Source organism: Macrococcus epidermidis, from assembly GCF_003259695.1.
In the GTDB taxonomy this organism is placed as follows: domain Bacteria; phylum Bacillota; class Bacilli; order Staphylococcales; family Staphylococcaceae; genus Macrococcoides; species Macrococcoides epidermidis.
In genome coordinates, this window is record NZ_PZJH01000001.1 from 525,989 (window position 1) to 549,498 (window position 23,510).

Annotated in this window: 22 protein-coding genes; all 22 read left to right on the forward strand. The window is 35.5% G+C overall.

All coding sequences use genetic code 11. The annotated features are described in order from the left end of the window. The first annotated feature begins 70 nt into the window (after nt 1-70). The 22 genes from ftsA to BHU61_RS02885 all read left to right on the forward strand — a co-directional run bounded on the left by ftsA (nt 71) and on the right by BHU61_RS02885 (nt 23,399). Nucleotides 71-1,459, forward strand: coding sequence for a cell division protein FtsA (gene ftsA / locus BHU61_RS02780; protein ID WP_111714509.1), 1,389 nt, complete (start codon nt 71-73; stop codon nt 1,457-1,459). Nucleotides 1,460-1,492: 33 nt separating this feature from the next. Beyond that, nucleotides 1,493-2,620 carry a cell division protein FtsZ gene (gene ftsZ, locus BHU61_RS02785; RefSeq protein ID WP_111714510.1) on the forward strand — a complete coding sequence of 376 codons (1,128 nt, stop codon included), beginning with the start codon at nt 1,493-1,495 and terminating at the stop codon, nt 2,618-2,620. 103 nt (nt 2,621-2,723) lie between these two features. Then, on the forward strand, nt 2,724-3,512 hold the full coding sequence (pgeF, locus tag BHU61_RS02790) for a peptidoglycan editing factor PgeF (protein WP_111714511.1): 789 nt from the start codon (nt 2,724-2,726) through the stop codon (nt 3,510-3,512). Nucleotide 3,513: 1 nt separating this feature from the next. Further along, nucleotides 3,514-4,176, forward strand: a complete 663-nt coding sequence (locus BHU61_RS02795; RefSeq protein WP_111714512.1) for a YggS family pyridoxal phosphate-dependent enzyme — start codon at nt 3,514-3,516, stop codon at nt 4,174-4,176. A 10-nt stretch (nt 4,177-4,186) separates the two neighbouring features. Then, nucleotides 4,187-4,741, forward strand: coding sequence for a cell division protein SepF (locus BHU61_RS02800; protein ID WP_111714513.1), 555 nt, complete (start codon nt 4,187-4,189; stop codon nt 4,739-4,741). Further along, a complete protein-coding gene (locus BHU61_RS02805) occupies nt 4,741-5,034 on the forward strand; it encodes a YggT family protein (protein ID WP_099580796.1) in 294 nt (97 codons plus the stop codon). Before BHU61_RS02800 ends, BHU61_RS02805 begins: the two co-directional genes overlap by 1 nt. A gap of 56 nt (nt 5,035-5,090) precedes the next feature. Beyond that, nucleotides 5,091-5,861 (forward strand): YlmH family RNA-binding protein, encoded by a 771-nt coding sequence (locus tag BHU61_RS02810; protein WP_111714514.1) that lies wholly within the window; start codon nt 5,091-5,093, stop codon nt 5,859-5,861. A gap of 15 nt (nt 5,862-5,876) precedes the next feature. Continuing rightward, complete coding sequence (locus BHU61_RS02815; RefSeq protein ID WP_111714515.1) at nt 5,877-6,371, forward strand: DivIVA domain-containing protein; 495 nt, start codon at nt 5,877-5,879, stop codon at nt 6,369-6,371. A gap of 287 nt (nt 6,372-6,658) precedes the next feature. Further along, nucleotides 6,659-9,406, forward strand: coding sequence for an isoleucine--tRNA ligase (ileS, locus tag BHU61_RS02820; RefSeq protein WP_111714516.1), 2,748 nt, complete (start codon nt 6,659-6,661; stop codon nt 9,404-9,406). A gap of 201 nt (nt 9,407-9,607) precedes the next feature. Next, the gene (lspA, locus tag BHU61_RS02825; protein ID WP_111714517.1) at nt 9,608-10,099 is read left to right on the forward strand and encodes a signal peptidase II; all 492 of its coding nucleotides are present in this window, start codon (nt 9,608-9,610) and stop codon (nt 10,097-10,099) included. Beyond that, nucleotides 10,086-10,991, forward strand: a complete 906-nt coding sequence (locus BHU61_RS02830; protein ID WP_111714518.1) for an RluA family pseudouridine synthase — start codon at nt 10,086-10,088, stop codon at nt 10,989-10,991. Before lspA ends, BHU61_RS02830 begins: the two co-directional genes overlap by 14 nt. A 162-nt stretch (nt 10,992-11,153) precedes the next feature. After that, on the forward strand, nt 11,154-11,678 hold the full coding sequence (pyrR, locus tag BHU61_RS02835) for a bifunctional pyr operon transcriptional regulator/uracil phosphoribosyltransferase PyrR (protein WP_096076836.1): 525 nt from the start codon (nt 11,154-11,156) through the stop codon (nt 11,676-11,678). A gap of 110 nt (nt 11,679-11,788) precedes the next feature. Beyond that, a complete protein-coding gene (locus BHU61_RS02840; protein WP_099580810.1) occupies nt 11,789-13,105 on the forward strand; it encodes a uracil-xanthine permease family protein in 1,317 nt (438 codons plus the stop codon). 34 nt (nt 13,106-13,139) lie between these two features. Further along, the gene (locus BHU61_RS02845) at nt 13,140-14,018 is read left to right on the forward strand and encodes an aspartate carbamoyltransferase catalytic subunit (RefSeq protein ID WP_111714519.1); all 879 of its coding nucleotides are present in this window, start codon (nt 13,140-13,142) and stop codon (nt 14,016-14,018) included. 65 nt (nt 14,019-14,083) lie between these two features. Further along, nucleotides 14,084-15,367, forward strand: a complete 1,284-nt coding sequence (locus BHU61_RS02850) for a dihydroorotase (RefSeq protein ID WP_111714520.1) — start codon at nt 14,084-14,086, stop codon at nt 15,365-15,367. Further along, nucleotides 15,360-16,448: a glutamine-hydrolyzing carbamoyl-phosphate synthase small subunit gene (gene carA / locus BHU61_RS02855; RefSeq protein WP_111714521.1), complete on the forward strand. Its 1,089-nt coding sequence runs from the start codon at nt 15,360-15,362 to the stop codon at nt 16,446-16,448. The genes BHU61_RS02850 and carA overlap by 8 nt, the downstream gene beginning before the upstream one ends. Beyond that, nucleotides 16,448-19,621, forward strand: coding sequence for a carbamoyl-phosphate synthase large subunit (carB, locus tag BHU61_RS02860; RefSeq protein WP_111714522.1), 3,174 nt, complete (start codon nt 16,448-16,450; stop codon nt 19,619-19,621). Before carA ends, carB begins: the two co-directional genes overlap by 1 nt. A gap of 5 nt (nt 19,622-19,626) precedes the next feature. Further along, complete coding sequence (locus BHU61_RS02865; RefSeq protein WP_199798208.1) at nt 19,627-20,391, forward strand: dihydroorotate dehydrogenase electron transfer subunit; 765 nt, start codon at nt 19,627-19,629, stop codon at nt 20,389-20,391. Then, nucleotides 20,388-21,314 (forward strand): dihydroorotate dehydrogenase, encoded by a 927-nt coding sequence (locus BHU61_RS02870; RefSeq protein WP_111714524.1) that lies wholly within the window; start codon nt 20,388-20,390, stop codon nt 21,312-21,314. Before BHU61_RS02865 ends, BHU61_RS02870 begins: the two co-directional genes overlap by 4 nt. Then, the gene (gene pyrF, locus BHU61_RS02875; RefSeq protein WP_111714525.1) at nt 21,315-22,016 is read left to right on the forward strand and encodes an orotidine-5'-phosphate decarboxylase; all 702 of its coding nucleotides are present in this window, start codon (nt 21,315-21,317) and stop codon (nt 22,014-22,016) included. It abuts the gene before it with no gap. Further along, on the forward strand, nt 22,006-22,617 hold the full coding sequence (pyrE, locus tag BHU61_RS02880; RefSeq protein ID WP_111714526.1) for an orotate phosphoribosyltransferase: 612 nt from the start codon (nt 22,006-22,008) through the stop codon (nt 22,615-22,617). The genes pyrF and pyrE overlap by 11 nt, the downstream gene beginning before the upstream one ends. A 59-nt stretch (nt 22,618-22,676) precedes the next feature. Then, nucleotides 22,677-23,399, forward strand: a complete 723-nt coding sequence (locus tag BHU61_RS02885; protein WP_111714527.1) for a hypothetical protein — start codon at nt 22,677-22,679, stop codon at nt 23,397-23,399. The last annotated feature ends 111 nt before the right edge of the window (nt 23,400-23,510 follow it).

Below are 23,510 nucleotides of genomic sequence, written 5' to 3' on the forward strand. Positions count from 1 at the left end.
TTCTGAATAAAGTCTATAATGTAATATTGATAGTGTATGTTAAACAAACATAAATAGGAGGTGCCTATCGATGGAAGAACATTACTATGTTTCTATAGATATTGGATCATCGAGCGTTAAGGTAGTTGTAGGCGAAAAGTTTCATAATGGCATTAATGTGATAGGTACAGGTCAAACTTTTACTGATGGTATAAAAAAAGGTATGATTGATGATTTTGATGTTGCAAGTCATGCGATTAAAGATACGATTAAAAAAGCACAAATTGCATCAGGCATCGAGTTTGAAGATGTATTTTTAAAAATGCCAATTATTCATTCTGAAATTCATGATATTGAACATGAAATTACATTTAATGGTGAATCAACTGAAATTACTGGAGAGCATATTGAAGAAGTATTAGATGGCATTCGTGCAAAAAACACTTCTAATGAAATTGAAATTATCGGTGTATTCCCGAAAATGTTTAAAGTTGATGACTTACATGAAGTAAGTGATCCGAAAGAAATGATTGCAACGCAAAGTTTATCGGTTGATGCTGGTGTAATCACAACAAATCGTTCAGTTTTAATTAATACATTGAAATGTGTTGAAAGTTGTGGTGTACATGTATTAGATGTTTATTCTGATGCATATAATTATAAACATATCTTGACGCCAACTGAAGTCGAACTTGGTGCAGTAGTCATTGATATTGGTGACCAGTTAACTCAGGTGGCATATTATGAACGTGGCAACTTGTTTGACGCTGATAATATTCCAATGGCAGGAAGTCAGATTACAAATGATATTGCACAAGCGTTAAATACAACTTTTGATCAGGCTGAGAAAGTTAAAGAACAGTATGGACATGCGTTTTATGATTTAGCTTCTGAACAAGATGTATTCACTGTAAATCAAGTAGACACTAATGAACCGATGAGCTTTAACCAAAAAGATTTAAGCGATATCGTTGAAGCACGTGTCGAAGAAATATTTCTTGAAGTTTTTGATTTACTACAGGAAATGGGCTTGAATAAAATTAATGGTGGCTTTGTATTAACTGGTGGTACTGCTAACATGTTAGGCATTAAAGAATTATTGTCTGATATGGTGAGTGAAAAAGTGAGAATTCATGTCCCACAACAAATGGGAATTAGAAAGCCAGAATTTTCTTCAAGTATTTCTACAATCAATAGTGGTATTAGCTTTGATGAACTATTAGATTATGTTACAATTAATAATCATGAAACTACTTCTGAAGAGGAGTATGTTGAAGAGTACGTGGAAGAGAAACCAAAATCAAAAGGATTTGACGGATTCTTTAAACGTAAAGCGAACAAAGGTGTTGAAACAGAAACTTATACATCTAAAACGATCAGCGCACGCGTTGAACGTGAAGATGGTACTTTTGAACAACCAAAAGATGAAAATGAAAAACCAAGTGTAATGAAAAAAATTATGAAATCATTATTTGAATAATAATTGGCCACAATTATATAGGAGGAAAATTGAATGTTAGAATTTGAACAGGGCTTTAATCACTTAGCAACATTAAAAGTAATCGGTGTAGGGGGCGGCGGTAATAACGCTGTAAACCGAATGATCGATCACGGTATGAACAATGTAGAATTTATTGCAATCAATACTGATGGCCAAGCTTTAAACTTATCTAAAGCAACTTCTAAAATCCAAATCGGTGAAAAATTAACACGTGGTTTAGGGGCTGGAGCAAATCCTGAGATCGGTAAGAAAGCAGCTGAAGAATCACGTGAACAAATTGAAGATGCAATCCAGGGCGCAGATATGGTATTTGTAACTGCCGGTATGGGTGGCGGAACTGGTACAGGTGCTGCACCAGTTGTAGCTAAAATTGCTAAAGAGATGGGTGCTTTAACAGTTGGTGTCGTTACGCGTCCATTCTCTTTTGAAGGCCGTAAACGTCAAACACAAGCTGCTGCGGGTGTTGAAGCAATGAAAGCTGCAGTAGATACATTAATCGTTATTCCAAATGATCGCTTATTAGACATCGTTGACAAATCAACGCCAATGATGGAAGCATTCAAAGAAGCAGATAATGTATTACGTCAAGGTGTACAAGGTATTTCTGATTTAATCGCAGTATCTGGTGAAGTAAACTTAGACTTCGCAGACGTTAAGACAATTATGAGTAACCAAGGTTCTGCTTTAATGGGTATCGGTGTATCTAGTGGTGAGAACCGCGCGATCGAAGCAGCGAAAAAAGCGATTTCTTCTCCATTACTTGAAACATCTATCGTAGGTGCTCAAGGGGTATTAATGAATATTACTGGTGGCGAATCATTAACGTTATTCGAAGCACAAGAAGCAGCTGATATCGTTCAGGACGCAGCTGACGAAGATGTTAATATGATCTTTGGTACAGTGATTAATCCAGAATTACAAGATGAAATCGTTGTAACAGTTATTGCAACTGGTTTCAATGACAAACCGACACGTAGTGTAGCTCCAACTGGTTTTGGAACGCCTCAACCACAACGTGAGACACGCTCAGAATCAGTTTCTCAACCACAACAAGCACAACCTGAAAGAGAATCAAATAGAGATGATTTAGATGTTCCAGGTTTCTTAAAAGACCGTGGTACACGTCGTCGTAGAAGATAATTCACATAAATAATTGATTGACAATACATCCGAACAAACATAAGTCGCTCTTTGATTTCTGTTTGTTCGGTTTTTATATAATATGCCATTTTGGAGGCACTTAATGGAACCATTTCAAAGAATGAAGCATACATATAACGTATCAAATGATTACAATAAAGTGATTGGTATTACGAGTCGACATGGTGGGATTAGTGAGTATCCTGAGGGTAGTTTAAACATGGCGTTATATATCGATGATGCGCCGTTTAATGTCCATCATAATCAGGCATTAGTAGCGAATGAAATTGGATTTAAGACGAGTGACTGGGTCTTTCCGATTCAAAAGCATGGCAATAATATTCAGGAAGTATTTTTAGAAGACAAAGGGACAAATGTTTTAGAGCTTACACCTAAATGGTTAGACGTAGATGGTTTATATACGAATGAAAAAGGTATACTACTAACAATGTGTTTTGCAGATTGTGTACCAGTTTACCTGTATAGTGTTAAAGATGACTTTATAGCATTGGGACATGCAGGTTGGCGAGGTACAGTCGGTTTAATCGTTGACCGACTTATAAAAGCATATACTGGTAATATAGATGATCTAAAATGTATCATTGGTCCGTCAGTCACTGCACCCTGTTATGAAGTGAATGATGATATTAAACGACAATTTACTGAACTAAATTTAGAACTAGAAGATTGTTTCCAAATCAATGAGAATAATATGTTTGATATTAACCTACAGGAAATTAATGCACGTATTGCGATGAATGCAGGAATTAAACAAGAAAACATAACAATCACAACACGATGTACATCAACTGAGAATGAAGCATTTTTCTCATATCGTTTAGAAAAAGGTAAAACAGGTAGAATGTTAGCATATATTGGAACGAGGGATTAATATGGAAGTTAAGGATAATCTAGAAGTTATCTTAAAAGATATTGAAGAGAGTAAGGCAAATTCACCTTATCATCAAACGCCGACAATTATTGCAGTAACAAAGTATGTTTCAACAGAACGTGCGAAAGAAGCTATATCTGCTGGAATTAAAGATTTAGGTGAAAATCGAATCGAAGGATTTATTGAAAAAAAAGATAATATCGACAACGTGACGATGCATTTCATAGGGTCTTTACAGACGAGAAAAGTTAAAGAAGTCATCAATCAGGTAGATTATATACATTCATTAGATAGAATGAGCTTGGCTAAAGAAATTCAAAAACGCGCAGATAAAAAAGTGAAATGTTTTATTCAGGTGAATGTAAGTGGAGAAGATAGCAAGCATGGTATTAAACCGGAAGAATTACAATCATTTACCCAAAGTTTAGCTGAATATGATAACATTGAAGTAGTAGGTTTAATGACAATGGCACCACTTGAGGCCAATGAAACAGAAATTAGAGCTTACTTTAAACATTTAAAGCAATTACAACTTAAAATTCAAGAATTGGCATTACCACATGCACCATGTACTGAAACTTCAATGGGAATGAGTAATGATTACAAAATCGCGATAGAAGAAGGTGCGACGTTTATTCGTATAGGAACGAAACTCGTCGGTTAGGAGGGAATTTATGGCTATTAAAGATGTATTTAAAGGATTCTTCGTTTATGAAGATGAAGAAGAAGTCGTATATGAAGACAACACACCGAAAAAAGCTGTAGAATCAGTTGAAAGAGAAAAAATTCAGGCAAGTAATGACAAAGCAGATAAAAAGATTGTCAAGCAAGAAACGGTGTATCGCACGAAACCTGAACCTGTAAAATCTAAAGTGAAAGTGAATGAGCGCAAAGTGAGTCAAAACAATGTTGTGAATATGCATGAGCAACCGTCATCAAGTATCTCTAAAGTGTGTTTATTTGAACCACGCGTTTTTAGTGATACACAAGATATTGCAGATGAACTTAAAAATCGTCGTGCGACACTTGTTAACTTGCAACGTATCGATAAAATTTCTGCAAAACGTATCATTGATTTTTTAAGTGGAACTGTCTATGCGATTGGTGGGGACATTCAACGTATTGGTGCAGACATCTTTTTATGCACACCTGATAATGTTGAAGTAGCTGGATCAATCACTGAAATGTTAGAAGCACCAGAAGATTATAATGAACACGAGGAGTTTTAATGAGTACTTTAGAAATAGTAATTTTGATTATGAACTTTATTCTTAAAGCAATTGATATTTATACAATCGGGATGATAATATATTTCTTTATGTCTTGGGTTCCAGGATTAAGAGAATCTGTAATTGGTGAATGGATGGGTAAAATTTATGAACCATTTTTAGAACCATTCAGACGTATGATACCACCGATTGGTATGTTTGATATTTCAAGCATTGCAGCGCTTATTTTCCTAAAGTTTTTACAAGTTGGTTTAGCTGCAATTTTTAACGCTATCATACCGTATTTCGCATAATCTTAAAAATCTCATTGCTATGAGATTTTTTTCATGTCAAAGTAAAAGAGGATATTATGAATTTATATCAGCATTTTCGAAATGAAGAAATAGAGATTGTAAAGTATTTAGAAAATTTAGTAGAACGGGCAGAATCTCAGTATTCACCTGTTCTAACGCATTTTTTAGATCCACGTCAGCAGTTTATTTTAACGACGCTTGTTAATCGAACGGAACTGAATGTATCTTTTAATGGCGGGCGTGGTGAGCGTGAGCGTATGCGCGCATTAATTTATCCTGGTTATCATGAAGTGAGTCCTGAGGATTTTGAATTATCAATCATCGAAATTAAATATGCTGATAAATTTGTAACATTAACACATCGTAATGTGTTAGGTGCACTTATGTCTATCGGCTTCAAACGTGATTTATTAGGTGATATACTCGTTGGGGACAAGATTCAGTTTGTAATTGCTTCACATTTAAAAGACTTTGTATTTCAGAATTTAACGAAATTAAAAGGTTCTCGTATTAAGTTATTTGAAATTGACAGAGAAGCAATGGTAGATACTTCCGAACCATTCACTTCAAATCAGTCAACAGTTTCTAGTTTACGTCTTGATAATATTGTGGCTTTAATGATTAATAAATCACGTAGTATCGCACAAAAACATATTGAAGCTGAGCACGTAAAAGTGAATCATGTTGTTATTGACAAGACAAGTTTCAATGTTGAAACGAATGATTTGATTTCAATAAAAGGATATGGTCGTGGTAGAATAGAAACAATCGGAGATCGTACGAAGAAGGATAAGATTCGCATAACTTATGGTACGATGTTTAAATAAATATGAGGTGACATTATGAAATTTAGTCCGGAAGAAATTCAAAATAAATCATTTAATATAGTGCATAAAGGGTTAAATGAAAATGAAGTAAGAGATTATTTGAAATCTTTAAGTGATGAACTTGAAAGAATGCGTCGAGAAAAAAAGATGTTAGAGCAATTAATTGCTGATAAAGATGAGAATATCACGCGATTTAAAAACGTTGAAAATACCATCTCAGAAGCTTTAATCGTTGCTCAAAAAGCAGGTGACGAAATTAAAGCAAGTGCTGGTATGCAGGCTGATGTAATTATCCAGGATGCAAAGAATCACGCAGAACTCATAAAGAAAGATGCGATGCAGCAAGCGAGAGAAATTGCTTTTCAGACTGAAGATATGAAACGTCAATCAAAAATTTTTAGAGCGCGTTTTAAAATGTTGGTGGAGGCGCAATTAGATCTTCTGAAGAGTGAAGACTGGGATCATTTATTAAATTATGATTTAGAAATGAAACCATTAGAAGAAGAATAATTTAAGAAATTTTATTTATTATTTATTTTCACTTATCAAATGAATAAAAACGTGATAGTATAAAGAATAATCAAAATAATCATATAGAACCGTATCTATTGATGACATGCACAGCGAATTAGGGTGAGTGGGAGCCTAATCATTGATAAATAGATAAGATCAGTCTATATTCAATTAAATATATTAAAGAGAACTCTTAAGTTGAGTTAATTCAGGTGGTACCGCGGATTCGTTCGTCCTGAAGCAATCAGCTTAAGTGTTTTTTATTTTTTCAGGAGGAATATATAATGGATTATAAAGACACACTATTAATGCCAAAAACAGATTTTCCAATGCGTGGTGGATTACCTAACAAGGAACCTCAAATTCAAAGTAGCTGGGATGAAAAAAATCTATATGAAAAATTATTAAAGAAAAATGAAGGTAAAACACCGTATATTCTACACGATGGACCACCGTATGCGAACGGACAAATTCATATGGGACATGCTTTAAATAAAATTATTAAAGATTTTATCACGCGTTATAAAGCGATGAATGGTTTTTACACACCTTATGTTCCTGGATGGGATACGCACGGTTTACCGATTGAACAAGCTTTAACTAAAAAAGGTGTTAATCGTAAAGAAATGTCAACGGCTGAATTCCGTGAATTATGTCGCAAATATGCATTAGAACAAGTTGAATTACAAAAAGCAGACTTCAAACGACTTGGTGTTAATGGCGACTGGGAAAATCCTTATATTACTTTACAGGAAAAATTTGAAGCAGAACAAATTCGTCTATTTGGAGATATGGCTAAAAAGGGTTATATCTATAAAGGTAAGAAGCCAGTTTACTGGTCTCCATCTAGTGAATCATCTTTAGCAGAAGCGGAGATTGAATATCAGGATAAAAAATCTGCATCTATCTATGTTGCATTTGATACAGTTGATGGGCGTGGCATCGTAGACGCTGGTGTTAAATTTGTAATCTGGACAACTACACCTTGGACAATTCCTGCTAACGTTGCGATCTCTTTAAATCCAGAGTTAACGTATGTACAAGTAACGATTGAAGGTAACACATATATCGTGGCGCAAGCATTACTTGATAGTGTATGTGAAGCAATTGGCTGGGATAAAGAAAGTGTTGTACTTGAAAAAGAATTTAAAGGTTCAGAATTAGAGTTGATTGAAACACAGCATCCATTAATTGAAGACAGAAAATCAATCATCATCTTAGGTGATCACGTTACTACAGATGCTGGGACTGGCTGTGTTCATACTGCACCTGGTCATGGTGAAGATGACTTTATCGTCGGACAAAAATATGACTTACCGGTTATTTCACCAGTTGATGATAAAGGTGTATTTACAAAAGAAGCTGGAGAATTTGAAGGATTATTCTATGATAAAGCGAATCCAGTGATCACTGAGCGTTTAAAAGAAGTTGGAGCATTATTAAAATTAGATTTCTTCACGCATTCATATCCTCATGACTGGAGAACTAAAAAACCTGTAATCTTCCGTGCAACACCACAATGGTTTGCATCAATCAATAAAGTGCGTCAGGATATCTTAAATGCGATCGATGAAACTGAATTTAAAGTGGAATGGGGTAAAACGCGTATTTATAATATGATTCGTGACCGAGGAGACTGGGTAATTTCACGTCAACGTGTTTGGGGTGTGCCATTACCTGTGTTCTATGCAGAAAATGGTGACATCATTATGGATGAAGCGGTAATTGAACATATTGCAACTTTATTTGAAGAGCACGGCTCTAACGTATGGTACGAAAGAGAAGCGAAAGATTTATTACCTGAAGGATTTACGCATCCTGGTAGTCCTAATGGCGAATTCACGAAAGAAACAGACATTATGGATGTATGGTTCGATTCAGGTTCAAGTCACCGTGGTGTGTTAGAAGCTCGACCTGAATTAACATTCCCTGCCGATATGTATTTTGAAGGTAGTGACCAGTATCGTGGATGGTTCAACTCATCAATCACTACAGCTGTTGCTACACGCGGTATGTCACCATATAAGAAATTATTATCTCATGGTTTCGTCATGGACGGACAAGGCCGTAAGATGAGTAAATCATTAGGAAATACAATTCTACCTGAAAAAGTCGTAAAACAAATGGGTGCTGATATCATTCGTCTATGGGTAATGTCTGTAGACTATTTAGCAGACGTACGTATTTCTGATGATATTTTAAAACAAGTATCAGAAGTATACCGTAAAATCCGTAACACATTTAAATTCTTATTAGGAAACGTAAATGATTTCAATCCTACAACAGATGCAGTTGCTTATGAAGATTTAAAAGAAATCGATCAGTTTATGTTAAATAAATTGTATAATTTTATAAACAATGCACATAATCATTATGAAAATAACGACTATCTTGATATTTATCAGGAATTACAAAACTTTATCAATGTTGAATTAAGTAACTTCTATTTAGATTACGGTAAAGATATTCTTTACATCGAAGCAGCAGATAGTCACGTTCGTCGTAGCATGCAGACGGTAGTATATGAAGTATTAACTTCTTTAACGAAAGTTTTAGCGCCAATTATTCCACATACAGCAGAAGAAATCTGGAGTCACACACCACACGTTACTGAAGAAAGTGTTCATTTAACGGATATGCCTGCAGTTCATGATGTGGATCAGACATTAATTGAGAAATGGTCTAGATTCTTAGAACTTCGTGATGATGTGCTAAAAGGTATTGAAAACTTACGTAATGAAAAAGTAATCGGAAAACCTTTAGAAGCAAAAGTTACTGTATTTACTGAAAATGCTGATGATTTAGCATTGCTTCAATCATTTGATAACTTACATCAATTGTTTATCGTTTCACAGGCTAAAGTAAGTGATAGTGCTGTTGGTACGCAATATACAAATTTAAACGTATTAGTAGAACGTGCTGACGGTGAAAAATGTGAAAGATGCTGGAATTACTCAACTGAAATTACAGCAGGAGATCATGAACACCCACATGTATGTCCAAGATGTTTAAGTGTTTTAGAAAGTAAATAATATAGTGATTCCCGAGCGTACTGATGTAAGTGCGTTCGGGATTTTTAATTGTTAATCTCATTAACTTGTTTCGTAATCATTTAAAAAAATTTTTAAAATAAAATATTATAATTATATTATGTAAACTAATATTGACATTCAAAAACAAAAACAGACTTACTCATAAAAATGTGTTAAAATACTAAAGATTGGAGTGAAATTATGAACAAGCGATATAACCTAACATTGATGTCTATTTTAGCGATATTTTTAATCGCGATGGATCAGATAACGAAATATATTATTGTTAAAACAATGAAAATCGGTGACAGTATTTCTATTATCGGTGATATTTTAGAAATTACATCACATAGAAACCATGGTGCTGCATGGGGTATGTTACAAAATCAAATGACTTTCTTTTATATAATTACAGTTGTCGTGTTAGTAGCGATTGCTTTCTTTTATTATAAAGAAGCAATGTTTAATCCGATAATGCAGCTTGGCTTAACTTTAATTTTTGCTGGTGCTATCGGTAATTTTATTGATCGTCTAATACGTGGAAATGTTGTAGATTTTATTGATACGAAAATTATCAATTATGATTTTCCAATTTTTAATGTAGCTGATAGCTGTTTAACAATTGGTGTAATTGTCTTACTCTATGACATGTTATTTAACCAAAAAGAGGAGAAAAGTAATGGAAACATATAATTTTTTAATTGAAGAAGAAGAAGTAGGGACAAGAATTGATCGCTACTTAACAGATATGAATGAAGATTGGTCTCGTAACCAAATTCAGGACTGGATCAAACTAGATTTAGTAATCGTTAATGGACAACCTGTGAAAGCGAACTATAAACTTCGCTTGGACGATGAAATCGTTGTTACTGAAAAACCTGTAGAGGAAATAGATTTGCAAGCTGAAGATTTAGGTATTGAAATTTACTATGAAGATAAAGATGTTGCAATTGTCTATAAACCAAAAGGTATGGTAGTGCATCCGGCGCCTGGTCATCCGAATGGTACTTTAGTAAATGGATTGATGTATGCGATTAAAGATCTATCAGGCATTAACGGCGAGATCCGTCCTGGTATCGTTCATCGTATTGATAAGGATACATCTGGATTACTTATGATTGCTAAAAATGATATCGCACATCGTGGACTTGTAGAACAGTTGGTTGATAAGTCTGTAACGCGTAAATATACTGCGTTAGTGCACGGTGTCATTCCACATGAATTTGGTACAATTGATGCACCGATTGGTCGTAATGTGCGTGATCGTCAGGAGATGGCGATTGTAGATAATGGCAAGCAGGCAGTCACACATTTCAATGTAATCGAAACATTTGATAAATATACTTTAGTAGAATGTGTATTAGAAACTGGACGAACACACCAAATTCGTGTACATATGAAGCACATTGGTTTCCCGTTAGTTGGCGACCCTAAATATGGACCGAAGAAAACGATGGATATTGATGGACAAGCGTTGCATGCAGGTGTAATTGGATTTGAACATCCAGTTACTGGTGAATACATTGAACGTACAGCGCCAATACCTGAATATTTTGAAGAAATCTTAACGAAACTGAGAAAATAAAATGTAATTTTTCTATGATGATTGACATTGAAATTAATAGTGCTATTATTAAATGTAATAAATCACACGTTAATGCTTTTAATTAAGTCCAGAGAGGCTTAAAAGGCGTCGAGGAATCCTCACGTCTATTTGACGTGAGGATTTTTTGAGGAGGGAATTAATGTGGATAAAAGAATCGTACTGGATGATAAAGCGGTTGACCGTACGTTAACACGGATTGCGCATGAAATCCTTGAAAATAATAAAGGCGCAGATAATCTGGTACTACTAGGTATTCGTACGCGTGGCATTTATCTTGCTAACCGTATTCAGTCAAAAATTGAACGTATCGATGGTGTTAAAGTACCTACAGGTATTTTAGATGTAACAAATTATCGTGATGATAAGACTGATCGCATCAGTTCAGATGTTATCGCTTACGAGATTGATACTGATATGAATAATCAGCATGTTGTGATTGTTGATGATGTTCTTTTCACAGGTAGAACAGTTCGTGCATCACTTGATGCAATATTAGATCATGTGCGTCCAAAACGTATCAGTTTGGCAACGCTTGTAGATAGAGGACATCGTGAATTGCCAATACGCGCTGATTTTATCGGTAAAAACATTCCAACGGCAACTTCAGAAGAAGTCATAGTCTTATTAGATGAAGTCGATGAACGAACACAAGTTTATATTAAATAACTCTTTTAAGTTGGTGCGAGACGCCTGCAAAGGGTTTAAGTGAGTAATAGACACTTAAGTCTCTTTGCATGTGCAAAGAGACTTTTTTAATGGTAAAAAGGGAGGAAATTATGAATTCTACAAATGAAGAAATTTACGAAAGAACTGTTGAACCAGTACTCGATGTACACGAAAAACCGAAAGCAAGTCAATGGTTCTTACTGAGTTCGCAACATTTATTTGCAATGTTTGGTGCCACAGTATTAGTACCTTATTTAACAGGATTACCAGTGTCAGCTGCGTTAATTGCATCTGGTCTAGGTACGTTACTTTATATATTAATTACAAAAGGAAAAATTCCTGCCTATTTAGGCTCAAGTTTCGCATTCATCACACCAATTATCGTGGGTCTTAAAACCCATGAGATGGGTGAAATGTTAATGGCTCTTTTCATGAGTGGTTTAATGTACGTTATTATCGGACTGATAATCAAAATGGTTGGAGTCAATTGGTTACTTAAACTTTTACCACCAGTTGTAGTTGGACCGGTGATTATGGTCATTGGTTTAGGATTAGCACCAGTTGCAGTTAATATGGCAATGTATACAGATAGTGGTGCAATGAAGGGCTATAACCTTACATATTTAAGTATTGCATTGATTACACTGTTAACAGTAATTATTTTTTCTGTGGCAGTGAGAGGTTTCTTATCAATTATCCCGGTACTTATTGGAATAATTGTTGGATATATAACTTCTATCTTTCTAGGCGTAGTAGATTTCACAGGTATAGAAAAAGCACAATGGTTTGAAGCGCCGAAAGTATATTTACCATATGTTAATTATGAACCACAGTTTGATTGGGTATTGATAATGATTATGTTACCAATCGTATTCGTAACGGTTAGTGAACATATTGGTCACCAAATCGTAATTAATAAAATTGTAGGACGTAACTTCTTTAAAAATCCTGGATTACATCGCAGTTTAATGGGTGATGGAATTTCAACAATGGTCGCTTCACTGATCGGTGGACCACCAAGTACAACTTATGGTGAAAACATTGGCGTTCTTGCGATTACAAGAATTTATAGTATCTGGGTGATCGGTGGTGCAGCAGTCCTTGCGCTTATCTTAGGATTTGTAGGTAAATTTACAGCACTTGTATCAAGTATTCCAACTCCAGTAATGGGTGGTGTGTCAATCCTGTTATTCGGTATTATCGCTTCAAGTGGTTTACGTATGCTCGTTGAATCGAAAGTGGATTTTGGCGATAAGCGAAACTTAGTCATCGCTTCTGTCATTTTAGTTTTAGGGATTGGTAAAGCCCACATTGATTTAACAGTGAATCAAATTCATTTAAATATTGAAGGTATGGCGTTAGCAGCACTTGCAGGTATTATATTAAACGCTATCTTGCCTGAATCAAAAACACATGAAGATTACTAAAAAAATACAATAAAATAAAAAGGGGCTATTTACTTTGAGACATTTACACTCGATCACAGATTTATCTAACGAAGCAATCATGACTACGATTCAACGTGCAATCGATATAAAAAATGGTAATGTCGCAAATTTTTCTGAAATTTATGCAGCAAACTTATTTTTTGAAAACTCTACACGCACAAAATGTTCATTCGAAGTGGCAGAACGTAAATTAGGTATGCAAGTGATACCGTTTGAAACTGGTACTTCGTCAGTAACAAAAGGTGAAAGTCTTTATGATACATGCAAAACACTGGAAAGTATCGGATGTAACGTTTTAGTCATCCGTCATCCAGAGAATGATTACTATAAACAGTTAGATGGATTAAATATACCAATTGTTAATGGTGGTGACGGGTCAGGACAGCATCCAACTCAATGTTTATTAGATTTGATGACGATTTATGAAGAGTTCGGGAAGTTCGATGGTTTAAAAGTAGTGATTTGCGGAGATATCTTGAACTCACGTGTTGCACGAAGTAACTACGATGCTTTAACTCGTTTAGGTGCAGATGTTAAATTTGTAGCACCGGAAGCCTGGATCGATAAATCAATACCCGCTGATTACGTAAATATTGATGATGTGATAGAAGAAGTGGATGTATGCATGTTACTTCGTGTACAACATGAACGTCATGATAAAGCATCATCGTTTACAAAAGAAGCGTATAATAACAGATTTGGTCTTAATCAAGCGCGTTATGACAAATTAAAAGATAATGCAATCATTTTACATCCTGCGCCAGTTAATCGCGATGTTGAAATAGCAAGCGACCTCGTGGAAGCACCGAAAGCGAGAATCTTTAAACAAATGGAGAACGGTGTATATACTCGAATGAGTGTATTATCTCAAGTCATTGAAGGAAATCAGTAATAACGTGTAATAAGAATAAGAAAATTGTAAAATAAACATAAATCATATTTCAAGGAGTGCATACAATGTCAACATTACTTAGAGGTGGCAAAATATTAATCAATGGTGAATTAACAGAGCGAGATATTAGAATTGAAGATGGAAAGATTACTGAAATCGGTGAAAAACTAAATGTCTATAATTCAGAAATTATCGATCTAAACGGACAGTTTGTATCTCAAGGTTTTGTCGATGTGCACGTTCATTTACGTGAACCAGGTGGCGAACATAAAGAAACGATTGAAACAGGTACAAAAGCTGCAGCACGTGGGGGATTCACAACTGTATGCCCGATGCCGAATACGCGTCCAGTACCAGATTCAGTAGAAAACCTGGACGCATTAAACGCTTCAATTGAAAAGAATGCGAAAGTTCGTGTATTACCATATGCTTCTATCTCAGTGCGACAAAAAGGTGAAGAACTTGTTGATTTTAAAGCATTAAAAGAACATGGTGCATTCGCTTTTACAGATGATGGTGTCGGCGTACAAACTGCTTCAGTAATGTATGAAGCGATGCAACAAGCAGCAGCACTTGATATGGCGATTGTTGCACATTGTGAAGATAATTCACTGATTTATGGCGGTGCGATGCATGAAGGTAAAGTGAGTAAAGCATTAAATATTCCTGGAATCCCTTCAATTTGTGAAGCGGTTCAAATTGCTCGTGACGTGTTACTGGCAGAAGCCGCGGATTGTCATTACCATGTATGTCACGTGTCAAGTAAAGAAAGTGTCCGAGTTATACGTGATGCGAAACGTGCAGGTATTAAAGTCACTGCAGAAGTTACGCCACATCACTTATTATTGAATGAAGAAGTAATCACAAAAGATGACGCGATTCTTAAAATGAATCCACCGTTACGTGCAAAAGAAGATCATGACGCGTTAATTGAAGCGTTATTAGATGGCACGATTGATTTTATCGCAACAGATCATGCCCCACACGCTGCTGATGAAAAAGCACAACCGATGACGAAAGCACCTTTTGGTATCGTTGGTAGCGAAACAGCATTCCCGTTATTATATACAAAGTTCGTTAAAAGCGGGGACTGGTCATTACAACAATTAGTTGATTATTTAGCAGTAAAACCTGGTAAAGTATTTAACTTACCATATGGCAAACCATTAGAAGTTGGTGGTATTGCAGATATTACAGTAATTGATTTAGAACAAGAATATGAAATCAAAGCTGAGGATTTCTTATCAAAATCAAGTAACACACCATTTATCGGCGAAAAAGTATTCGGTAACGTAACGAAGACATTTGTAGAAGGTCAATTAGCTTATGAGGGGGCACACCATGCGTAATAAAAAATATTTAGTATTAGAAGACGGTACAGTATTTAATGGCTATGCATTTGGTAGCGATAAAGAAGTAGTTGGAGAAATCGTATTTAACACTGCGATGACAGGTTATCAGGAAACATTGTCTGATCCATCTTATACAGGACAGATTATTACATTCACTTATCCGTTAATCGGCAATTATGGTATTAACAGAGATGACTTTGAAACATTAAATCCATCTTTAAAGGCGATGGTTATTCGTGAATTATGTGATTTTCCAAGTAACTTTAGAAATACTGCAAGCCTTGATGAAACATTAAAAAGTTATGATGTGCCTGGTATTGACGGTGTTGATACACGTCAATTAACTCGAATCATTAGACAGCATGGTGTCTTACGTGCTGCACTTATCAATGATGCTTCTAAAGTTGATGCAACGATTGCATCATTAAAAACAACTGAGTTACCTACAGATGAAGTCGCACAAGTCTCTACAAAAACACCATATATCTCAACAGGTAGTGACTTACGTGTTGTACTGATTGACTTTGGTAAAAAAGAAAATATCGTTCGAGAATTAAACTTACGTGGTTGTGATGTGACTGTAATGCCTTACACTACTACTGCTGAAGAAATCTTACGTGTACAACCGGATGGCGTAATGCTTTCAAACGGACCAGGTAATCCAGAAGTTGTGACTGAAGGCATTGAAATGATTAAAGGAATTTTAGGAAAAGTACCATTCTTCGGTATTTGTTTAGGACATCAATTATTCAGCTTAGCGTGTGGCGCAACGACTTTTAAATTAAAATTCGGTCACCGAGGCGCGAACCACCCAGTTAAAAACTTAGCAACAGGTAAGATTGAAATCACGTCACAAAACCATGGCTATGCAGTTGACGCAGATTCGATTGCAAACACAGATTTAGAAATTACACACATTGCATTAAATGACGGTACAGTTGAAGGTGTCAAACATAAAAAATTACCAGCATTTTCAGTACAATATCACCCTGAAGCATCTCCAGGGCCACATGATCCGAACTACTTATTTGATGAATTTATTGATTTAATGACTAACTTTAAGGAGCGTGCAAAATAATGCCTAAACGTAATGATATTAAAACAATTCTAGTGATTGGATCAGGTCCAATTATTATCGGCCAAGCAGCAGAATTTGACTACGCCGGCACACAAGCATGTCTTGCCTTAAAAGAAGAAGGATACAAAGTTATTCTTGTGAACTCAAATCCAGCAACCATCATGACAGATACAGAAATTGCAGATAAAGTTTACATCGAACCATTAACATTAGATTTCGTTGCGCGTATTATCCGTAAAGAACAACCCGATGCATTACTGCCGACTTTAGGTGGACAAACAGGTTTAAATATGGCTGTTCAATTAGAAGAAGCGGGTATCTTAAAAGAAAACAACGTTAAACTATTAGGAACAGAATTATCTTCTATCAACCAGGCAGAAGATAGAGACTTATTCAGAAGCTTAATGTACGAATTAGATGTTCCGGTTCCTGAAAGTGATATCGTGAATACGGTTGAACAGGCAGTTGATTTTGCAAATGAAATTGGTTACCCAGTAATTGTACGCCCGGCATTTACGATGGGTGGTACAGGTGGCGGTATTTGTCACGATGAGAGAGAATTAATTGAAATCGTAACGAATGGTTTGAAATATTCACCCGTTACACAATGTTTAATTGAAAAATCAATCGCAGGTTATAAAGAAATTGAGTACGAAGTAATGAGAGACTCAAATGATAATGCAATCGTAGTTTGTAATATGGAAAACATTGATCCAGTCGGTATTCACACAGGGGATTCAATCGTAGTAGCACCTTCACAAACATTAAGCGACAAAGAATATCACATGTTACGTGACGTATCATTAAGAATCATTCGTGCGTTAAAAATTGAAGGTGGATGTAACGTACAGTTAGCATTAGATCCACATTCATTTAATTACTATATTATCGAAGTTAATCCACGTGTATCTCGTTCGTCAGCTTTAGCTTCAAAAGCAACAGGATATCCAATTGCAAAGCTTGCAGCGAAGATAGCGGTAGGTCTAACATTAGATGAAATGTTAAATCCGGTAACAGGTACAAGCTATGCAGCATTTGAACCAGCGCTTGACTATGTTGTATCTAAAATTCCACGTTTCCCGTTTGATAAATTTGAAAAAGGTGAGCGTGTACTCGGAACACAAATGAAAGCAACTGGTGAAGTCATGGCTATCGGACGTACATACGAAGAGTCATTATTAAAGGCAATTCGTTCTTTAGAATATGGTGTACACCATTTAGGATTACCGAACGGTGAAAACTTCGAATTAGATTTTATTGAAAAACGTATTAAAGAGCAAGATGATGAGCGTTTATTCTTTATTGGTGAAGCAATTCGTCGTGGCATTTCTTTAGATGATATTCATGAATGGACGAAGATTGATTACTTCTTCTTAAATAAATTCCAGCATATTATAGATATCGAGCATGACCTAAAAGAACATATCGGCGATATTGATCGTTTAGAATGGGCGAAAAAATATGGCTTTAGCGACCGTGTTATTGCACATCGCTGGAATATGACTGAACGTGAAATCTATGATTTAAGACAAGCTAATAATATCAATCCAGTATTTAAGATGGTTGATACATGTGCATCAGAATTTGAATCGAATACACCATACTTCTATGGTACATATGAAACTGAAAATGAATCTATCGTAAGTGATAAGAAGAAAGTCATCGTATTAGGATCTGGACCTATTCGTATCGGTCAAGGGGTAGAATTTGACTATGCGACAGTGCATGCTGTATGGGCAATTCGTGAAATGGGTTATGAAGCGATTATCATTAACAATAACCCTGAAACTGTGTCAACGGACTTCTCTATCTCAGACAAATTATACTTTGAACCATTAACTGAAGAAGATGTTATGAACATTATTAACCTTGAACAACCTGAAGGTGTAGTCGTTCAGTTCGGTGGACAAACAGCAATCAACTTAGCAGAAAAATTAACGAAATACGGTGTAAAAGTATTAGGAACTTCTTTAGAAAATTTAGACCGTGCTGAAGACCGTAAAGAATTTGAAGCGTTAATGCAAAGAATTGAAATTCCTCAACCATTAGGTAAAACGGCAACATCTGTAGAAGAAGCGGTAGATAATGCTAACTTTATCGGTTATCCGGTACTCGTTCGTCCATCATATGTATTAGGTGGTCGTGCGATGGAAATCGTATATAATGAGCCTGAACTTGTGGATTATATGAATAGAGCGGTTAAAGCAAGTCCAGAACATCCGGTATTAATTGACCGTTACTTAACAGGTAAAGAAATTGAAGTGGATGCCATCTGTGATGGTAAGACAGTGGTGATTCCAGGTATTATGGAACACATTGAACGTGCTGGGGTTCACTCTGGTGATTCAATCGCAGTTTACCCACCACAAACATTAACTGAAAAACAAATCGATACGTTAGTAGACTACACGACACGCTTAGCGCATGGATTAGAAATCGTAGGATTATTAAACATACAATTTGTTATTGCGGATGAAGAAGTTTATGTATTAGAAGTAAACCCACGTGCATCTCGTACAGTTCCATTCTTAAGTAAGATTACAGATGTTCCGATGGCAAATATCGCAATGAAAGGTATTTTAGGAGAGTCATTACTGGATAAAGGTTACACAGAAGGTTTAGTACCATTCAAAGATGGTGTATTCGTAAAAGCACCTGTATTTAGTTTCTCAAAACTTAAAAATGTTGATATTACATTAGGACCAGAGATGAAATCAACTGGTGAAGTGATGGGAAAAGATAAAACGCTTGAAAAAGCATTATACAAAGGATTAGTAGCAAGTGGATTACAGGTAAAAGATCATGGTACAGCATTAATCACTGTAGCAGATAAAGACAAACAGGAAGCGCTAGGCCTTGCAAAACGATTACATGAAATTGGCTACCGTATTATGGCAACAAGTGGCACTGCTAAACTATTAAAAGAGAATAATATTCCGGCGGTAGAAGTAAGTAAGATAGGTACAGAATTTAACTTATTAGATGTTATTCGTGATGGACATGTTCAAATTGTTATTAACACAATGACAAATGGTAAGCAAACTGAACGTGATGGCTTCCAGATAAGACGTGATTCTGTTGATAATGGTGTACCATGCCTAACATCATTAGATACTGCACGTGCATTAATTGAAGTGATTGAGAGTATGACATTTAATATGAATCAAATGTAGGAGGGATCACAATGCAGGAAGAAATGAGAGTCGTTAGTCAACAAGGTATCGCAAAAAATATTTTTGAAATTGTACTTGAAGGTCAAATTACGAAAGAAATGACAACACCTGGACAGTTTGTTCATATTAGAATAGGGAATTCTTCTGAGTTTATGCTACGTCGTCCCATTTCTATTTGCGAAGTTGATCAATCTAAACATACATTAACTTGTTTATATCGTGCAGATGGTAAAGGTACTCAAGCATTATCACAATTAAAACAAGGTGATACTGTTGATATTCTCGCACCACTTGGACATGGTTTCCCTGTTGATGCAGCAGGAAATACTGCATTACTTATCGGCGGAGGTATAGGTGTTCCGCCTTTATATGAATTATCGAAACAATTAAATGCACGTGGTATTAAAACAATTCATGTATTAGGTTTCCAATCAAAAGAAGATATGTTTTACCTGGAGCAGTTTAGTGCTTTAGGTGAAACACATATCGCAACAGTCGATGGTTCTTTCGGTACGCAAGGATTTGTCACTGATGTTATTGAAGCATTACCTCAGACTTATGATACTTTTTATACATGTGGTCCAATTGTGATGATAAAAGCGATAGAAAACGCATTACCTGATACGCCAGGATATGTATCACTTGAAGAGCGAATGGGGTGCGGTATCGGTGCATGTTATGCATGTGTATGCAAAGCTGATAATGAAGAAGGTTATGTAAAAATATGTACAGACGGTCCTGTATTTGAGAAAGGAGCGTTAGCCCTATGAGTCGATTAAATGTTAAATTACCAGGATTAGATTTAAAAAATCCGATTATGCCTGCTAGCGGCTGTTTCGCATTCGGAAAAGAATTTGCGAACTTTTATGATTTAAATGAACTAGGTGCCATAATGATAAAAGCTGCAACACCTGAGATGCGCTTTGGGAATCCAACACCACGTGTTGCTGAAACTTCAAGCGGTATGATCAATGCGATTGGGTTACAAAATCCTGGTGTTGACCATATTATTGCACATGAATTGAAATGGCTTGAACAATTTGAAACACCGATTATAGCAAATGTTGCGGGTTCAAAAGAAGAAGACTATGTTGAGGTTGCTGAAAAGATTTCACAATCACCAAATGTTAAAGCTTTAGAGTTGAATATCAGTTGTCCAAATGTAAAAGAGGGTGGTATACAGTTCGGAACAGACCCAAAAACTGCAGCTGAATTAACACGAAAAGTTAAAGCAGTCTCTCATGTACCCGTATATGTTAAATTATCACCGAACGTTACGAATATCGTAGAAATGGCAGTAGCTGTTGCTGAATATGCTGATGGTATTACTATGATAAATACACTTGTTGGTCTTCGTATCAATGAAAAAACAGGTGCTCCGATTATTGCCAATGTTGTCGGAGGACTGAGTGGACCTGCAGTCAAACCGGTAGCAATGCGTATGGTTTATGAGGTGCGTAAAGCCTTACCTGAATTCCCGATTATTGCAATGGGTGGCGTTACTGATGCACAGGATGTAATTGACTTTATTTCTGTAGGTGCTGATGCTGTTGCAGTAGGTACAGCAAACTTCCAGAATCCTAATGTATGTATAGATATCATTAACAATTTACCAGATTATTTAGATAAACTTGGTGTAAACCATATTCATGAATTAAAAAATAGAACGCATCAATTATTGGAGGCAAAATAAATGTTTCATAAACCGATTATTGCATTAGATTTTAAAAATATGGATGAAGTAAATGAATTTTTAAAACCATTTGATGAACCGTTATTTGTGAAAGTCGGTATGGAATTATTTATGCAGAATGGTCCGGAAATTGTGAAAGTGATTCGTAGTCAAGGCCATGAAATATTTTTAGACCTAAAACTTTATGATATACCTAATACCGTGCGTCAAGCCATGTTAGGATTAGGAAAACTAGATATACAATTGGTGAATGTGCACGCTGCAGGCGGAAAAAAGATGATGCAGGAAGCGATGAATGGATTGCGTGATGCAGGAAGTGAAGCGAAATTAATAGCTGTAACGCAATTGACAAGTACATCGGAAGCAGTAATGCAAAATGAACAAGGTATACCGCTAACAATTGATGAATGCATATTAAATTACGCAACATTAACACGTGATGCTGGTCTAGATGGTGTTGTATGTTCTGCTAATGAAAGTAAAATGTTAAGAGATGCTTTAGGTGAAGACTTTTTAAAAGTAACTCCAGGGATTAGAACATTAGCTGATGCTGTTGGAGATCAAGTGCGAGTGGCGACACCGGAATTCGCTAAAGAGAATGGTTCAACGCATATTGTAGTTGGTAGATCAATCACTCAAGACGATAATCCTGTAGAAAAATATTATTCAATAAAGAAAGCGTGGGAAAATCATGTTAAGTAAAAATATAGCGAAATCATTATTAGAAATTGGAGCAGTATCTCTACAACCAAATGATCCATTTACATGGTCATCAGGAATTAAAAGTCCGATTTATTGTGATAACCGTTTAACGATGAGTTACCCTGAAGTCAGAGATGAAATTGCTGAAGGTATAAAAACATTGATCGAAGAACACTTCAGCGATGTAGAAGTTTTAGCTGGAACTGCAACAGCTGGTATTCCCCATGCTGCTTTTGTTGCTCAAAAGATGAACTTACCGATGAGCTATGTACGTTCTTCAAGTAAGAAACATGGAAAAGGCAATCAGATTGAAGGACAAGTTGATCGTGGGCAGAAAGTCGTTGTTGTAGAAGATTTAATTTCTACTGGTGGATCAGCAATCGATGCTGCTGATGCTTTAAAAGCGCATGGTGCTGAAGTTTTAGGGATTGTAGCGATATTTAGCTATCAGTTATCTAAAGGTAAAGAACGTTTAGCAGAGAGTGGTTATGAATATTACACATTAAGTGATTTTGATACGTTAATTCAAGTCGCAAAAGAAATGAACAAAATTGAAGCAAGTGATATTGACGGCTTAACAGAATGGCGTGACACTTTATAATGTTAAAAAAACTGTTTAATGTATACTTACATTAAACAGTTTTTTATGAGGTGAAGATTTTGGCAGACAAATGGGGACATATTAATAAATTTATAAAGAATCCAACACCTGTGGCTGGGAAAAAAAGAATAGACACTGAAATAAAGGATAATGAAAAATTTTCTAAAAATAAATTGATTGCGCAAGTCAAACGACCTATTAAAGAGTTTGATTACCAAATCGACTCTTTCTTTAACTATGTTTATAGAACAATCGCAATGCCGATTAAAATTATTGATAATCCAAAAAGCAGTAAATATTTTTTCTTTGCAGTACTGAACTTTATCGTCTATTTACTGCTAATATTTGCACTAGGTGCATTTCATTCTACGCAATTTAATTTTGAATCAGGACTAAGAATGACTGTAAGTGGGGCTATTTTCTCGTTAATTTCAATATTTATTACTTTTCTTATTCAAATGGTGGCATTGAATCGTACGAATAATTTCTATAAAGTTTTTGTTGATTCAATCAGTTATTACACAATATATAATCTATTTGTCATATTTGAGCTCATCGCTTTATATTTTTCACCAGAAACAGTGATGCTTTTTTACATTATTCGTTTTTTAATTATCATGACAATTCCATTTAAGCTTTTTGTAACATATCGTGAAATGAATGACTTAAAAATGGATGTCTTTCCTCTACATATTACTTTTATCATTATCATGGTAATCTATATCTTTATATCTAAAGATATAGAGTGGTTAAACTTCTTTAAGTTTGAACCTACGAAATAAAGAGGGTGAGACATAAGTCTTAGCCCTCTTCTGTTTAACAGCTTAAACGGCGGCACAGCAGTTGCCACTACGACAAAAACCGAACAAAAACTATAAATCAAAGAGCGATTT

Excerpts from the sequence above, each read along its gene's own strand:
- ftsA (WP_111714509.1), top strand. The coding sequence starts at position 71 with ATGGAAGAACATTACTATGTTTCTATAGATATTGGATCATCGAGCGTT.
- ftsZ (WP_111714510.1), top strand. The coding sequence starts at position 1,493 with ATGTTAGAATTTGAACAGGGCTTTAATCACTTAGCAACATTAAAAGTA.
- pgeF (WP_111714511.1), top strand. The coding sequence starts at position 2,724 with ATGGAACCATTTCAAAGAATGAAGCATACATATAACGTATCAAATGAT.
- BHU61_RS02795 (WP_111714512.1), top strand. The coding sequence starts at position 3,514 with ATGGAAGTTAAGGATAATCTAGAAGTTATCTTAAAAGATATTGAAGAG.
- BHU61_RS02800 (WP_111714513.1), top strand. The coding sequence starts at position 4,187 with ATGGCTATTAAAGATGTATTTAAAGGATTCTTCGTTTATGAAGATGAA.
- BHU61_RS02805 (WP_099580796.1), top strand. The coding sequence starts at position 4,741 with ATGAGTACTTTAGAAATAGTAATTTTGATTATGAACTTTATTCTTAAA.
- BHU61_RS02810 (WP_111714514.1), top strand. The coding sequence starts at position 5,091 with ATGAATTTATATCAGCATTTTCGAAATGAAGAAATAGAGATTGTAAAG.
- BHU61_RS02815 (WP_111714515.1), top strand. The coding sequence starts at position 5,877 with ATGAAATTTAGTCCGGAAGAAATTCAAAATAAATCATTTAATATAGTG.
- ileS (WP_111714516.1), top strand. The coding sequence starts at position 6,659 with ATGGATTATAAAGACACACTATTAATGCCAAAAACAGATTTTCCAATG.
- lspA (WP_111714517.1), top strand. The coding sequence starts at position 9,608 with ATGAACAAGCGATATAACCTAACATTGATGTCTATTTTAGCGATATTT.
- BHU61_RS02830 (WP_111714518.1), top strand. The coding sequence starts at position 10,086 with ATGGAAACATATAATTTTTTAATTGAAGAAGAAGAAGTAGGGACAAGA.
- BHU61_RS02840 (WP_099580810.1), top strand. The coding sequence starts at position 11,789 with ATGAATTCTACAAATGAAGAAATTTACGAAAGAACTGTTGAACCAGTA.
- BHU61_RS02850 (WP_111714520.1), top strand. The coding sequence starts at position 14,084 with ATGTCAACATTACTTAGAGGTGGCAAAATATTAATCAATGGTGAATTA.
- carA (WP_111714521.1), top strand. The coding sequence starts at position 15,360 with ATGCGTAATAAAAAATATTTAGTATTAGAAGACGGTACAGTATTTAAT.
- carB (WP_111714522.1), top strand. The coding sequence starts at position 16,448 with ATGCCTAAACGTAATGATATTAAAACAATTCTAGTGATTGGATCAGGT.
- BHU61_RS02870 (WP_111714524.1), top strand. The coding sequence starts at position 20,388 with ATGAGTCGATTAAATGTTAAATTACCAGGATTAGATTTAAAAAATCCG.
- pyrF (WP_111714525.1), top strand. The coding sequence starts at position 21,315 with ATGTTTCATAAACCGATTATTGCATTAGATTTTAAAAATATGGATGAA.
- pyrE (WP_111714526.1), top strand. The coding sequence starts at position 22,006 with ATGTTAAGTAAAAATATAGCGAAATCATTATTAGAAATTGGAGCAGTA.